Genomic DNA, 14015 nt, shown 5'->3' on the forward strand with positions numbered 1-14015 from the left:
GGCCGCCCTCAGGAGCTGGGGGCCACCGGACAGCTGAAGTCGATGTTGGAGGTCCAGTAGTCGCCACCGAAGATGTCGACCTTGGTACCGGTGGCACCCGGCCCCGGGTGGGGATTGGTGGCGTTCGCGCAGTACGCGGCCTGGGCGGCCGCCAGCGTCGGGTACGGGCCCAGCTTGGCCGAATACTCCACCGGGACATCACTGCCGCCGGCGTCCGCGCACAGGCCGCCATCCGCGAAGTCGCACGTCCGCTTGCCCTGGACGTCCTGCAGCGAACCCACCAGGACGTTCCCGCCGGACACATTGGTGAGCAGGAAGACGTAGTAGGCACCAGCCGAGGGGGACGGCGACTCCGTGGCCGTCGGCGTCTCGGTGGGCGTCTCCGTCGGCGTCGCGGTCGGCGTCTCCGTCGGGCTCTCCGCCGGGCTCTCCGTCGGGCTCTCCGTCGGTGTCTCGGTGGGCGTCGCGGTGGGCGTCTCCGTCGGGCTCTCCGTCGGCTGCGGCACCGGACAGCCCTGCTCACCCTGCCCCGGCAGCAACCCGCCACCCCCGGACAGCCCCGGGCGCGCACCACCCCTGGAGGCCGGGACCGAGTTGACGAAGTCCACCAGCTCACGCGTCCGGTCACCGACCTGCTTGGCCGAATCCGACCCGCAGTACAGGTAGTTGGACAGGTAGTGGATGTTCAACCGCGACGCCGCGGTCCCGTCGTACACGGTCTGCGGGGCAACGGCCTTGGTCGTGGGGTCCACACTGGAGATCCCTGCCAGCAGCCAGTCCCACTCGAACATCACATAGCGCGTCGGATTGGCGTTCAGCTCCTGGCCGTTGCCGAACGGCGGGGCGATGTAGAGCGCCCCGACGGGCTTCCCGCTGCCGATCCGCGGCAGGACGTTGCGCAGGTAGAGGCCGCCCTCGCTGTGCGAGATCAGCACGACGCGCAGCCCCTTGTTCAGGTCGTCCTGCACGTTCTTCAGCAGGCTCGTGTTGACCCCGTCCAGCGCGAAGTCCGGATCCGCCAGCTTCCGGGTGATCGTCCCGGCGACATCCTCGACGACCGCCTCCGGCAGGACGGCCGCCCCAGCCACGCTGAGCCCGCAGATGGCCTTCGCGAGATCCCGGTTCTCCGGGATCGGGTTGTCCGCGGTGACCCGCTGCGCCTCCTGGCAGGCGCTGTAGGTGTAGACCGCGATGCTGGCGCTGGAGGCGTTGAACTGGAGCTTGACACTGACCGGATGGCCCAGCTGCTGGGTCAGCGTGGTGGACAGCAGGCTCGCATTCACCGTCGACGAGTCGAAGTTGTTCAGCACCCCGTTGACGAAGTAGAAGGACAGCCCGGCGCCCGGTGACGCCTGCCGAAACGCGGCCGGCCGCCCCGATCCCCCCACCGGGGCCGCGCCCAGCGTCGGCGCCGATGCCGCCGGGGCGCCGCCCACCGGCACCGCGTGCCCGTTCAGCGCCGCGGCATTGGCCATGAAGGTCTGCTGCCCCTCCGCCGTGCTCAGCTGACGCGACTCCCACAGCAGGACCTCCCTGCTGATCGTGTCGTGGTCGACGCCGCGGGCCGCAGCGGCACTCACGGACGCCGCCAGCCCCTCCCACGCCCGCTGCGCGTCCTGCCCGCCCAGCGGCTTCTCGAACGCCGCGAGACTCTGCTGTACCTCCGCCGCCCCGGCAGAGGCCGAGACGGAGCCGGAGACGGACGGCGTCGGACCGCTCTTCGGCGGCGAGGAGCAGCCGGCCAGCAGGGCGACCACCGTACCGAGCAGCACCACGGGTCGCACACGCACGGCCGCGCCGCGTTCTCGCGTCGGTGTCATGGCTTCCCTCACGCGATCACCGCGGGGAGACCCGCGGCAGACGGCCGCATCCGAACCCTCTTACCGTCCACTCCCGTGCGGGAAGCCACAACGGGTACTGGACCGCTCAGGTGACACGCCCGCGAAGGGTCTCCGGGCCCCGGTAGCGCGGGAACCCCTGCGCCCCGGCGCGGCCGTCCCCGGCGCCGGCCGTCGCGGTGGGGGATCGGACGGTGGGCGGGCGGCCGGGGGTGTGCTGTGGTACCGGCCCGCTCGCGCGTCACTCCCAGTAGCGGTTTACTGAGAGTGAGCAGGGCAGGAGGGAGGCCCTCCGATGGAATGTCCGCACCCACCCGGGTTCCACATCGAGGTCCGTGAACGCTACGTCGCCGCCGGATCGGAGGTGACACGACTGGTGCGGGCCGTCCCGGAGGACGGGTGGACGGCGGCCACCCCCTGCCGTGACTGGGACGTCCGCACGCTGGTGAACCACCTGGCCGCGCAGCACCTCTGGGTCTGCCAGGCGGTGGCCGGCTACACGCCGGCCGAGATCGGGCGGCGCTTCCAGGGCGACGTCCTGGGGTTCAACCCCGTCGGCGTCTGGGAGTCGGCCGTGAACACCGCGGTGCGCGCGCTCTACCAGCCGGGCGCGCCGGACCTCCTGGTGCACCTGCCGTACGGGCTGCGCGACGTCGGCGGCTACGCCCGCGAGCTGACCGCCGAGACCGTCGTGCACGGCTGGGACCTGGCCCGGGCGCTGGGTGAGACCGGCCGGATGCCCCGGGGAGCGGCGCAGTACGCGCTCGCCGAGTTCAGCGGCTACCGCCACCTGGCCGGCACCGGCCTGTTCGACCCGCCGCTCGACGCCCTGCCGGGCGCCGGCGACCAGGAGCGGCTGCTGGCGCTCACCGGCCGCAACCCGCACTGGTCCGCCGAGCGCATCTGACGCCCCATCAGGCCGTCTCGGCCCGCCGGCCCAGGACGACCGGGTCCTCGGCGAGTTCGGCCAGCAGCGCGTCCAGCTTCGCCCGGTCGACCGAGGGCATCACGAAGACGTGCACGTAGCTGCGTCGGGTGGACTCGTCGCCCGGGACCATCAGGACGTCCTGGGAGGACAGCGACCACTTGGCCACCAGCTCGGCGCTGGGCTGGCGGAAGCGCACGGTCACGGCGCCCGGGGTGCGGGCCGGCCAGAGTTCGACGCCCAGCTCCCGCTCCATCTCGAGCAGGCGCCGCTCCAGGTGATCGGCCAGCTCCTGGGCGCCGCGGACGCGGTCCACCTGGTCCTGGTACGAGTGGCGGGACAGGTGGTCCCACAGGACGAGCGGGGAGAAGCCGTTGCGGGAGCCGGCGAAGGTGGTGTCGGGCGCGCCGATGTAGTCCGGCTGGGACGGCGGCGAGATCTGGTACTTCACCTTCGTCATGTAGATGCCGCACGGCCACGGCGCACCGGGCCACTTGTGGCCGCTCATCGCGATCGAGGAGACCATGTCGACCTCGCCGTGCTCCGCGGTGGGCAGGCGCAGGCCGAAGTCGAACTCGGGGAGCCGCGTGTCCGGGGTCCAGCCGTACGCGGCGTCCCGGGAGGCCAACCGCATGAACGGCGCGTAGCCGGCGCCGAGGGCGCCGTCGACGTGGATCCAGAAGCCGCGGCGCACGTCGACCAGCGGCTCGCCGGTCTGCGGGTCCTTGCCGTGGACGACCTCGCGGCGCACCAGGCCGTGCCGTTCGAAGATCGGCAGCAGGCGCTCGCAGACCGCCCGGACGTCGTCGTGGGCGCCCTTGAAGGTGCTGCCGAGGTTGAGGTTGACGAAGACCGGGTGGCCCTTGGCGGCGAAGAACTCGACCAGGGCTGCGAGGGCGTCGACGTCTATCTCCCCCGGGCCGTCCCAGCTCAGACCGGACGGGCCGGGGCCGGAAGGCACCTCGGTGGGCCACTCGCGCCGCCCCGTGACCGGGTCGACCAGCGGGCACTCGTCCGCGTACAGCTCCAGGCCGACGGCGTGGAAGGTCTCGACGCCCAGCACCCGGACGGCCTTGGCGAAGGAGTAGTGGGTGTCCTCGGAGTAGAACGCCACCGGCCGGTGGGCGTTGGGGTTCTGCCGGTCGGGTGCGGCCTGGACGTAGCGCAGCGCGTCGAACGGGGCGGTGGGCGGCTGGATCAGGGCCTTGCCGCTGAGGTAGTCCCGGGCGTTCCAGAGCGCGTACATGTTGCCCTCGGTGGAGCCCATGGACAGCATGTAGCCCCAGTAGGACTCCGGGTCCGCGGGGTCGTGGGGGCGCTCGGCGTTCCACAGCTTCGCGTAGTAGTCGAGGACGGCGCGCTCGATGACCTTGGTATTCGGCTTGTAGCCGCCGCTCTGGAACGGGTCGCCGAGGTTGTTGATGTTGTTCGGCATGAAGCGGGCCAGGTCCAGGGCGGTGCCGTGCATGTCCTGGGTGGCCTGGTAGCCGACCAGGTGCTTGCGCTTGCGGGTCAGGTACTCGTCGACGGTGTCCAGGGCACGCAGCCGCTGCTCGTCGTCCAGTCCGCCCGCGGGGAGCACGAACTCGCCGCCGTCCAGCTCCGGACCGGGGTCGACGGAGGTCGCGGCGAAGGTGGCGGCGAAGGTGGCGGTCGGGCTCATGGGTGGCGCGCTCCGGGATCGGTGGGGGTCGAGGGGCGTCAGCCGCTCGCGCCAAGGATGGAACTTTGTGCCACCACTGGGAAGATCTCCCGAACAAGATTCGGTGCAAGGCCGAATCGTCTTGCGAATCGACGGAATCAAGTGGAATTCTGGGCTCCATGCCGAACAATCCGCAGGCCCGGAGGGCGCCCATCGACGAGGTCGACCGGGCGATCATCCGCACGCTCTCAGACAACGCCCGCCTCCCGAACAACGCGCTGGCCGAGTCGGTGGGCATCGCCCCGTCCACCTGCCTGGCCCGGGTGCGCGCGCTGCAGGAGCGCGGCATCATCCGCGCGTTCCGGGCCGACGTCGACCCGGCCGCGATCGGGCTGCCGCTCCAGGCGATGATCTCGGTGCGGCTCCGCGCGCACACCCGCGAGCAGAACGAGAGCTTCCGCAGCACCGCGCCCGACCTGCCCGGCGTCCTGGCCGTGTTCCACATGGCCGGGTCCGACGACTACCTGCTCCACATCGGCGTGGCCGGGCCCGAGGAGCTGCGCGACTTCGTGGTGGACCACCTCACCACCCACCCGGCGGTGGCCCAGACCCGGACCAACCTGATCTTCGAGCAGATAGCGGGCCGCCGGTACCTCGCCCCGGAGCAGTGAGCTCCACCGCCCCGGGCGGGGCACCGGCGGGGCGCGGTCAGCGCACCGGCAGGGCCAGGCCGGCCGGGTCGGCGGGCGTGGAGCCGAAGGTCACCGTGGAGCACGGCGTCGACCAATGGCCGCCGCGGGGAACACGGCGTTGGCGGGGCGGCTGCCGGCCCGGACCGGTGCTGCCGTTCGCGGCGGGCTGTCCGGGTTCCACCCGCCAGCCGCTGTCCAGGTCCGCGAGGCCCACGGTGCTCGGTCTCGGCCCCCTGACGGGCCACGGGGACCGCCGGGTGCGGGCACGTCCCTCGCCCGTCGCCCGGCCCCGCGGCCGCGCTGTCCGTCCCGCCGCCGCCGTGCCGCTCGGTCCACTGCCCCGTCGCTGCGCCGTCCACACGGATGTCGTGGTCGCGGCCCAGGCGGGTGCGAAGCGGCCACGAGGTCGGCGGGTCGACGGGCGGGATGGCCAGCAGGGCCGCCTTGTCCGTCTCCCAACGGTCGAGGGGCCGGGCGTCGATCGTGCGGTGTCGGCGGCGGTTGGCGTTCTGCACGACGCCCGACGGGCATCATCTCGCGGACGTTGACGAGTCGGAGTTGCTCTGGGACCAGCGCTCACCGATCGCGGCCGAGGTGCGTGGATCGTCGTCAAGCTCTGACCGGAGGCGTTCCCAGGACCAGCGCGTCGCCGGCTACGGCCTCCGGCAAGCCCGGTCGCGGGGCAGGCCCGCACCGCGACCGGGTCACCGGTGGTTGCGGTGCCGCCTCAGGCTGTCTGGTCGATGGGGCCGGACGGCCCCCAGGACCGCACGCCTCAGTGCCGGCCCTGCACCGCCGGATCCGTGAAGCCCACGGCGAACACCGTGCGCAGCGAGGCCGTGGTGGTCCCACCGTAGTTCTTGCAGACCCCGGAGTCGTCGGCCCCGGCGGCGAAGTGCTTGTCCCCCTTGGCCCGGCAGATGCCCTCCGTCAGACCCCACAACTCGTCGACCTGGGTGGCTCCCAGCTTGGGCCAGTAGCTGAGCGCCTGGGGCGAGCCCGCGCCCCAGTTACCGCCCCAAGTGGTCTCGCTGCCGCAGCCGGTGACCGGACGGGTGTCGCCGACCCAGGTGTGCGAGAGCACCGCCGGCTTGGTACCGCACCCCTTGGAGAACGCGAAGTTGAGCGTCCCCTGCGCGTCGGTCCAGGTCATGCCGCCCTGGAGGCCGCGATAGCCGGGGGTGGTGAAGGCGTCCTGGACGACGGTGCGCTCGGCGGAGGTGGTGAGCAGGCCCGGATCGGTGGCCGAACTCGCCGGGTTGAGCCGGTAGCGGACCACCCGGGAGCCGTACGTGTCGCCGTACCACTCGCCGGTGACCAGCTTGAAGGTGGAACCGCCGCCGGTCTTGTCGAGAGCGAGCCAGGAGAAGCAGAGCGAGGCTGGGTCGATCGGCGCGTCCGAGGCGCAGCTCGGCGCCTTCTTCGCCTGGAAGTAGCGGTGGGTCTCGGGCAGCACGTACGGGTAGCCGCAGGCGCTGGACTTCCCGCCGCTCATGCCCGCGGTGCTGACACCTGATCCGTAGGTGTCGACCTTGGCGAGCTTGTTGAGATCGAAGACCCGGATGCCGTTGGCGGTGTCCGTGACGTACAGGTAGTTGGCGTACCAGGCGATGCCGCCGCCGTGGCCGGTCACGTACGTGAAGTCGGCGGCCGAGCCGGAGGTGCTGGTGGGTTCGACCAGGAGGACGTGCCGGTACTTCTGGGTGGTCCGGTCGATCAGGGTGAGCTTGAGCAGGTTGTTGGTCTTGCAGCCGGTGGTGACCGTGTCGTCGTCGTACGTGGTGTAGTGCCAGGCGACCGCGGTGACGCTGCGACCCTGGATGGCGCCGTCGCCGCCGTCGGCTGTGCCGGTGGTGCTGAGCCCCTGGGGGAACCAGTGCTGGGTGGTGTCGTCGCCGTAGGCGCTGGACCAGCACCAGGCGACCTTCTTCTCAACGTCGGCGGGCGGCAGTCCGGCCTGCTCCAGGCCGGTGCACGGGCTCATCTGCCGCAGGCCCAGCCAACCGTCCGTCTGGCCGGCCGAGTTGACGGTGTAGTCGGTGGTGACGACGTCGGTCAGGTCGGCGTGCTTGGTGAGGTACCGGTTGTAGAGGCTGGTGGTGGCGGCCGTGTAGTCGGTGTCGGTCAGCCGGAACTGGTCCGCACCGGGGGTGAGCGACTGGACCACGGGGGCGTCGACGGCGGCCGCGGGGCCCGCCGCCGGCCCGGTCAGCAGCGCGATACAGGCGGTGGACAGGGCGGCGAGGGCCGCCTTCCACCGCAAGGCGCGAACTCGTGCCATGAGGGTGTACTCCTTGCGCGATGATCGGCTACAGCGGGCAGATGATCGCACAGGCGCCCGCTGTCAGGTGCGCATCGCACCCAACCTGCACAGCACCCCCGAACCCACCACCCGCTCCGTCACTTCCAAGCGCCGAGCGCCGAGCGAGACGCGACCAGCGGCCCGCCGCAGCGCTGCCGAAGCGGCTGCGCGCTGCGCCTGGCCGTCACCGTCGGAACGTCGGTTTCGTCGAGGGCGTCGGAGCGCAGCGGCAGCGCGGACAGCGGAGAGGTTCATACCGGGTGCAAGCGATGCGGGGCCCGGCCGGTCACGCGCGGGCGGTGGCTGGCTGCGTCGGCCGGATCGGGTTGGGCCCGATCGCTACGGCCCGGCCGAAGGCGCCGAAGCCGGCCTGCGGCCCGGCGGGTGCCGGTCCGCTCGGCTGCGCCGGGCCGGGGGTGCCGTGCGCGCCGGGCGGGGCGGGGCGAGGGCAGCAGCCCGGCGCGGGGTCAGCCCGCCTCGGCCGGGAGCCGGCCCGCGCGGACCGCCTCGACCAGGGCCTGGTGGTCCCGCTCGTTCTGGTCGGCGTACGCCTCCGCGAAGTGCACCAGGGCCCGGTCGAACACGCCCTTCTTCCCCAGGTACGCGGCGATGGCGATCCGGTCCCCGGACCGGGCGTGCGCCCGGGCCAGCGTGGTGCCGCACAGCTCGCCGAAGGCCCGCATGCCGCGCGGCACCATCCTCTCGGCGACCGCGATGCCCTTCCAGTCGCGGAGCTGGCGGACGTAGAAGTCCCGGGTCTTGCCGTCGATCCCCTCGACCCGCTCCCAGCCGAGGAAGATGTCGCTGGTGGCCTGCATCAGCCGCTGGCCGGAGACCACCCGCTCGCCCTGGTTGCGGTACCGGCTCGCACCGACGTGCGGCGCCAGCACCGAGGCACCGGCCTCCTTGGCCTGGAGGAACAGCGGGTCCTGCGAGTCCCGGCCGAGCAACAGGAAGATCCAGCACCGGGTGCCGACACTGCCGACACCGACGACCTTGCGGGCCGCGTCCACCAGCCGGAAGCCGCCGAGCAGGGCGCGCCGGTCGGACGGCAGGGTGTGCGCGTAGCGCTCGACCAGCCCGTGGAACAGCGACATCAGGGCCGTCCGCTCGACGTCCGGCAGGATGTCGGCGATCGGGACCAGCAGCGGCGGATCGGCGGCGATCCGCACCCGGCCGTCCACCACCTCGGTGAGCTTCTCGAAGGCCTGGAGACTGTCGCGGGTCTGCGCCTTCGACATCTCGTGGTCGAGGACCTGGCGCGCCCGCTTGGACACCCGGCCCACCACCAGCTCCCGCAGGCGCTCCGCGTCCAGCCGGGAGTACCAGACGTCCAGGTTGCGCATCAGGGCGAACCGCCACATCGCCTCCCGGTACGAGCGGACCGTCGCGGCGACGATGTCCGCACGTTCCTTCCCGTCGAACCCGTTCGCCCTGCCCGCGATCACCAGACTCGACGCCAGCCGCTTCACATCCCACTCCCAGGGGCCGGGCAGCGTCTCGTCGAAGTCGTTGATGTCGAACACCAGCCGCCGCTCCGGCGACGCGAGCAGCCGGAAGTTCAGCATGTGGGCGTCACCGCACAGCTGTGCCCGGATGCCCGAGTCCGGGGTGCCGGCGAGATCGGACGCCATGATCGCGGCCGCCCCCCGGTAGAACCGGAACGGGGACTCCGTCATCCGTCCGTAACGGAGCGGCACCAGCTCCGGGACGCGCAGTGCGGACTGGGCCTCCAGGATCGCCAGCGGATCGGGCCGGTCCCGGCCCGGCCGGTACTCGGCGTGGGCGGAACGCGGCGCCGTCCGCCGCGCCGCGCGGCCGTCCGCCGCCCGCTCCTCGGGAGTGGCGCGCCGCACCGGGCGCTTCTCGTCGTGACCCATTCGGTCCTCCCGTGCGACCGCGCTGCACTCTCAGCCCCCCGTCTGCCAGGGGGGCACCGGCCTGCCCGGGGAGCGCCGGCCGCCGTCCTCCGATCATCCCGCACCCGCCTGATCCGGCGCGCTGCGAGAGCCCGTCCCGGTCCTCCGGACGTCCCGGACCGGACCACGGCGGCGGGCGGTCCCAGGAAATCCCTGCCCGTGCCCGGACTGTGGCGAGTCCCCGCACTCGTTGCGCCGCCCGTACGAGTCCGGCGGGCGCCAGTACCGGTACGTGGCCGTGGTCCGTCCGGTCTGCCCGCGCGCCTACACTCTCGCCGACCTGGGTGTGAAGACTTACGACAAGCTGCTGCGCCCGGCAGCCGCCGCGCCCGTCCCGGTGCCCGCCCAGCGGACCATCACCGTGCGCACCGCCGCCCGGATCGTCGCGGGCCTGGAACCCGGAGCCTGTCCGGAGGGCGGTGGACCGGCCGTGACCGTCACGCCGGTCACGGCCTGGCGCCCGTCCGGCTTCCCGGCCAGTCCGAACCCCGCCCCGACTGGCCCGAGGACCTGCCCCGGCCCACGCAGTCGGAGACCCGGGCGCTCTGGTGGGGCAAGGTCACCGACCCCGCCCGGCCACTGCCTGAAGCCGCCCTGCGCACCGCCTACGACGCCCGGGTCATCCTCCCGGCCGACGATGACTCCGACGCACTGGGCGGTGAGCTGACCGCCCTCGAGGTGCGGGTGCGGGTGCGGGTGCGCCGCGCCGCGCACTGGGCCGAGGCCGAGCTCGTGGCCACCGTCTCGGACTCGGCGGGCCCACCGACCTGGTGGCCTGGCCGGCCGGCACCGTCACCCCGGCCGCAGGCTGCGCCGCGGTGTGCTCGTCTCCGATGCCGGGGCGGTGGCCGCGTTCGATGAAGACGCGCAGGCGGTGGCGGTCGTCTCCGGTGCCTGCGGTGTAGGCGAGCTCGGCGGCGGGCCGGTACGTCCCGGCGCCGGCGGGCAGCTTGGGGGCGGGGAGGAGGTCGAGCGGGCGCAGGCCTCGCCGCGGGTGCGGGCGTCGGTGACGAAGGCGGCGTGGATCCGGCCGACGTCGAGCAGGTCCCGGTCAGTCTTCCAGGTCTGACCAGATGTTGAGACCGCCGTCCTCGACGACCCACTCGTGGTAGCCGAGCCTGCGGCCGATCTCCTCGAACCGGCTCAGCCGCGCCGGGCCGATGGGGATGAAGTACACCTTCATCGCCCGCAGGAAGAGGCGGAATCCGAGATCGGGACCGAGCTCGGTGACCGCGGCCTCCAGCGCCGGGACCACCGCGTGCAGCGGCGGCGGGTAGACGGTGGTGACGGTTTTCTCGGTCAGCGCGGGCCCGGTGCCCCGGAGTTCTGCCAGTACCGCTTCTCGCAGTTCCGGACGGTCGGCGGGGCCGGGTTCTCCAGGGTCGAAGGACGGATCGTCTCGGCGGACAAGGCTGGAACAGGTGTCCGCGATCTGCTCCAGCCAGATGCGGATGCCGAGCCCCGTGCCCGCCGGATCGAAGCGCGACTCCGTGGCTGCGAGCCACACCGTGGAGAGCACTGCATCGGGCAACGAGGACCGCGTCACACGGCGGACGTCCTCCGCCACCTCCTGTGCGTACGCCCGCCCTTCGACTTCGAGCAGGTCATCGACGAACGCGAGGATGCCGGCCGCGTCCCGGGGCGCGAGCCGGGACTGGAGGTACTTCGTCAGGCCACTCAGCCCGAAGTCTTCGGTGAAATCGGCACGGGGCTTCATGCGGGTCCATCCTCACTTCGGATAAGCGGTGTGGACGACGAACTCCTGAGGATGGCCCCGAACGTACTTCAGGACGATCACCACGTTGTTCCCAGTGGGTGTGTCGACCAGGGGCTTCGCCGGATCGTTGACGGGGTTCTTGGTGTACGTCGTGCCAAGGGATCCTTCGTCCCTGACTGCCCAGGTGCGGTGTTGCTTCGTGCTTGTAGGACGATCTCGCCTCCTGGGGGTGGGCGCCTTCCGACCGAGAAGCCAGCGGAACGTACGCCACGGCCCCGCGGCCAACAACTTCTCAACGGGCGCTTCGCGCCCTGGCGGAGGCACTCGTGGGCCCAGATCGCGGCAGGCGAGCGGGCTGAGCACGGCGCGAAGCGCCGGCCGGGCCGCACAGGCGTAGTAGCCGGCCTGGCCGAGCAACCATGCGAGGCCGCCCGCCCGCTGCCCGCCCCAGTCGCCTCGCCGCAGGCCTGTTCGGCGCGAAGCGCCGGCCGATCGAGAACCGGCGGGGCAGCCCCGACGGCACGAGCGGCAAGGCCGAGATGGCCTACCGCACGTCCCTCAAGGTCGCCGAATGGTGGCACACCTCGGCGAACGGCCGACAGCCCGGGGATGACCGGGCCGAGGACGCCGGGAGCCGGCGGCCGCCCGGCGTCCTCGGCCGAGCGTGATCAGATCCAGCCCCGGCGCTCCGAGAGCCAGTTCAGGACGACCTCGCCGGACCAGGTCTGGTGCCCGCGCAGCGCCGGCGAGCCGGGCGGCGGGGGCTGGGCGCCGGAGCGCAGGAAGAGCCCGGCGAGAGCCGCGAGGACGGTGTCCAGCTGTTCGGGGGCGACGCCGCGGGCGGTGGGGTGTTCGGTGAACAGCCGGGAGGCGTCGTGGCCGTCCGCGTGGGCGGTGCCGAGCAACACTGTGAGGTCGAGCCAACTCGCACCGAGGCAGGGCCAGTTCCAGTCGCAGACCCAGGTGCGGCCGCGCCCGTCGAACAACACGTTGTCGCGGCGCAGGTCGAAGTGGAGGACGGAGTCGCCGACGGTGGCCGGGGCCCAGCCGCTCTCCAGCTCGGCGAGCGGTTCGATCAGCTTCCTGGGGAACCACTGCGGCAGGTCGTCGGCCCGCTCCCCGGAGGCCAGTCGGCGCCAGGCGTCGAGCGGCAGTTCCTCGGCGACCGGCTTGAGCCCGATGTCGAGCAGGGCACGACCCGGGCCTCCCAGCTCCTGTGCGATCGCCGTGCAGGCGTCGAGGACGGCGGCGAGTTCGGCAGGGCGCCACGGGTCGGAGGGCATCCGCGCGCCGTCGACCGCGTCCAGTCCGAGGACCACCCAGCCGTCCTCCTCGTCCAGCCAGCGCAGGCGCGGCGCGGGTACGGCGGCGGGCAGCGCCCGGTTGACCAGGGCCTCCCTCCGGTAGCAGTCGGCGATGACCGGGTCGCTCACCGCGTTGGCGGCCTTCACGAACTGTGGCCCCTGCGGGCCGTACAGGACGGCCGCGAAGCCCGGCGTGAACCCGCTGCCCGCGCTCGGCGCGGCCGCCACCGGGCCGCCGAGCCGCCGCTCGACCAACGAGCGGACCCGATCCGGCAACTGTGACCAACTCGGCCGGACCGCGGTGGAGCCGGCGGGCGGCTTCGGCGTGCGGGTGCTGGGCATGCCGCTATGCTGCCGCGCCCGCGTGGCGTCCTGCCACCGATATTCCGCTGCCGCACGGCGGCCCGGACGATCGCGCCGGACGTCCCGTCAGCGCGAGGCCGTACGGTCCTGGCGCGACTGACCCGGGCCCTCGCTCCCACTTCCGCCTGACAGCGTCCCGTCGCATGGCTCGCCGCCCATTCCCCGGCCGACCACGCAGCCTCGCGTCCGGCGGCCGGCGCCGGGCGGCTCACACGCCTGGAGGAGGAGCTCGGCTTCGCGGCTGTGCATGCGCTCACCGGTCCCCAGGCGCAGGGCCGGAGGACACTTGCGGATCCTCTGACGATCGCCGCGTTCGTCCTCGGCGGCACCGCCCGGACGCCGCGGGCGGGCTGGGCACGGTTGCCACCCCGCCGCCCGACGGCCGGCGGATGCTGCCCGGGAGTGCCACGCCGCCGCGTGCCGCCCGGTGGCCACGGCCAGGTCGAGGTGGTGCGCGAGCTCCACCACCGCTTGACAGCCGACAGGGGAATCAACCGGGCGAACCGGATGTTTCCGGTCAGCTCGCGAGGCGCCGACGGCGGGCCCGCTGGCGGCAGGTGGCGCCGCAGTAGCGCACCGGTCGTCCGGTGGGCCGGACGGCGAGCGTGGCCCCGCACTCCTCGCAGCACGCGACCGCGTCCCCGCGCGCACCATGTGCGCCGGGGGCGCCGGGGCCGGCGGTTCCGTCACGAAAGCCCCGGACTTCCGTGACGGAACCGGGGGGACGCAATCCGTCCAGGGTCAGCCGGACCAGCCTGCGGCCCGCCGGTCGATCACTGTGCGCGTCGAGCATCGCGACGCACCCGAGCGTGAGGGCGGCGACGTCGTCGGGGCCGACGTCGGCGCGGACGCCGCCGACCCGCTGCGCCGCCTCCAGCAGCGCCGCCAGGACCTGGCGGAACCTCAGCACGGCGGCCGTGAGCACCGGGCGCGGCCAGCTCGCGTCCACGGCCACGACGTCGCAGAGGGGGCCGCGCCGGTGGGAGGTCTCGACGACGTCCAGGACGAACCCGAAGAACGCCGCGGTGGGCGCGAACCGGGCCATCCGCCGTTCGCCGGAGGCGACCAGGTCGGTCAGCTGCCGGGCGAACACCGCCTCCAGGAGGGCCTGTTTGCTCGGGAAGTGCCGGTACACGGTGCCGGCGCCGACGCCCGCCCGGCGGGCGATATCGCCCAGCGGGACATCGAGGCCCCGCTCGGCGAACGCCTCGCCGGCGGCGGCCAGCACCCTGGCCCGGTTGCGGCGGGCGTCGGCCCGGTCGCCACCGCCGATCACTGCGGTCATGTCACGAAACCCCTTGTCTCCCCGGAGT

The 14015-nt window shown here is 73.0% G+C and carries 11 protein-coding genes; 3 read left to right on the plus strand and 8 right to left on the minus strand.

Annotation, left to right across the window (positions count from 1 at the left end; all coding sequences use genetic code 11):
* Positions 1-8: 8 nt before the first annotated feature.
* Positions 9-1790: a hypothetical protein gene (locus tag ABZ449_RS20485; RefSeq protein ID WP_360347558.1), complete on the minus strand. Its 1782-nt coding sequence runs from the start codon at positions 1788-1790 to the stop codon at positions 9-11.
* Between the two features lie 343 nt (positions 1791-2133).
* On the opposite strand from ABZ449_RS20485, the gene ABZ449_RS20490 reads away from it, so the two are divergent.
* Positions 2134-2745: a TIGR03086 family metal-binding protein gene (locus ABZ449_RS20490; protein ID WP_360347560.1), complete on the plus strand. Its 612-nt coding sequence runs from the start codon at positions 2134-2136 to the stop codon at positions 2743-2745.
* A 7-nt stretch (positions 2746-2752) separates the two neighbouring features.
* On the opposite strand, the gene ABZ449_RS20495 is transcribed toward ABZ449_RS20490, so the two are convergent.
* The gene (locus ABZ449_RS20495) at positions 2753-4426 is read right to left on the minus strand and encodes a histidine decarboxylase (protein WP_360347562.1); all 1674 of its coding nucleotides are present in this window, start codon (positions 4424-4426) and stop codon (positions 2753-2755) included.
* A 158-nt stretch (positions 4427-4584) separates the two neighbouring features.
* Here ABZ449_RS20495 and ABZ449_RS20500 point away from each other — a divergent pair, with 158 nt between their 5' ends.
* Complete coding sequence (locus ABZ449_RS20500) at positions 4585-5076, plus strand: Lrp/AsnC family transcriptional regulator (RefSeq protein WP_360347564.1); 492 nt, start codon at positions 4585-4587, stop codon at positions 5074-5076.
* A gap of 37 nt (positions 5077-5113) precedes the next feature.
* On the opposite strand, the gene ABZ449_RS20505 is transcribed toward ABZ449_RS20500, so the two are convergent.
* The 3 genes from ABZ449_RS20505 to ABZ449_RS20515 all read right to left on the minus strand — a co-directional run bounded on the left by ABZ449_RS20505 (position 5114) and on the right by ABZ449_RS20515 (position 9279).
* Complete coding sequence (locus ABZ449_RS20505; RefSeq protein WP_360347566.1) at positions 5114-5311, minus strand: hypothetical protein; 198 nt, start codon at positions 5309-5311, stop codon at positions 5114-5116.
* 561 nt (positions 5312-5872) lie between these two features.
* Positions 5873-7378, minus strand: coding sequence for a hypothetical protein (locus ABZ449_RS20510; protein ID WP_360347568.1), 1506 nt, complete (start codon positions 7376-7378; stop codon positions 5873-5875).
* Between the two features lie 488 nt (positions 7379-7866).
* Positions 7867-9279, minus strand: coding sequence for a DUF2252 domain-containing protein (locus ABZ449_RS20515; RefSeq protein WP_360347570.1), 1413 nt, complete (start codon positions 9277-9279; stop codon positions 7867-7869).
* A gap of 859 nt (positions 9280-10138) precedes the next feature.
* Between ABZ449_RS20515 and ABZ449_RS20520 the strand changes: the two genes are divergently transcribed.
* Positions 10139-10387 (plus strand): hypothetical protein, encoded by a 249-nt coding sequence (locus ABZ449_RS20520; RefSeq protein ID WP_360347572.1) that lies wholly within the window; start codon positions 10139-10141, stop codon positions 10385-10387.
* On the opposite strand, the gene ABZ449_RS20525 is transcribed toward ABZ449_RS20520, so the two are convergent.
* From ABZ449_RS20525 to ABZ449_RS20535, 3 genes are all read right to left on the minus strand, one after another.
* Entirely contained in the window at positions 10370-11035 is a 666-nt protein-coding gene (locus tag ABZ449_RS20525) for a hypothetical protein (protein WP_360347574.1), read from the minus strand. The two genes, ABZ449_RS20520 and ABZ449_RS20525, sit on opposite strands and share 18 nt — an antisense overlap.
* Positions 11036-11703: 668 nt before the next feature.
* Positions 11704-12681 carry a phosphotransferase gene (locus ABZ449_RS20530; RefSeq protein ID WP_360347576.1) on the minus strand — a complete coding sequence of 326 codons (978 nt, stop codon included), beginning with the start codon at positions 12679-12681 and terminating at the stop codon, positions 11704-11706.
* Positions 12682-13219: 538 nt separating this feature from the next.
* Complete coding sequence (locus ABZ449_RS20535) at positions 13220-13987, minus strand: TetR/AcrR family transcriptional regulator (RefSeq protein ID WP_360347578.1); 768 nt, start codon at positions 13985-13987, stop codon at positions 13220-13222.
* Between the last annotated feature and the right edge of the window lie 28 nt (positions 13988-14015).

The sequence above is a fragment of the Kitasatospora sp. NPDC005856 genome, from assembly GCF_040629945.1.
GTDB lineage: Bacteria > Actinomycetota > Actinomycetes > Streptomycetales > Streptomycetaceae > Kitasatospora.

What these genes read in the sequence shown, in the direction of transcription:
- ABZ449_RS20490 (WP_360347560.1), top strand. Translation starts at nt 2,134, where the DNA reads ATGGAATGTCCGCACCCACCCGGGTTCCACATCGAGGTCCGTGAACGC.
- ABZ449_RS20495 (WP_360347562.1), bottom strand. Translation starts at nt 4,426, where the DNA reads ATGAGCCCGACCGCCACCTTCGCCGCCACCTTCGCCGCGACCTCCGTC.
- ABZ449_RS20500 (WP_360347564.1), top strand. Translation starts at nt 4,585, where the DNA reads ATGCCGAACAATCCGCAGGCCCGGAGGGCGCCCATCGACGAGGTCGAC.
- ABZ449_RS20510 (WP_360347568.1), bottom strand. Translation starts at nt 7,378, where the DNA reads ATGGCACGAGTTCGCGCCTTGCGGTGGAAGGCGGCCCTCGCCGCCCTG.
- ABZ449_RS20515 (WP_360347570.1), bottom strand. Translation starts at nt 9,279, where the DNA reads ATGGGTCACGACGAGAAGCGCCCGGTGCGGCGCGCCACTCCCGAGGAG.
- ABZ449_RS20525 (WP_360347574.1), bottom strand. Translation starts at nt 11,035, where the DNA reads ATGAAGCCCCGTGCCGATTTCACCGAAGACTTCGGGCTGAGTGGCCTG.
- ABZ449_RS20530 (WP_360347576.1), bottom strand. Translation starts at nt 12,681, where the DNA reads ATGCCCAGCACCCGCACGCCGAAGCCGCCCGCCGGCTCCACCGCGGTC.
- ABZ449_RS20535 (WP_360347578.1), bottom strand. Translation starts at nt 13,987, where the DNA reads ATGACCGCAGTGATCGGCGGTGGCGACCGGGCCGACGCCCGCCGCAAC.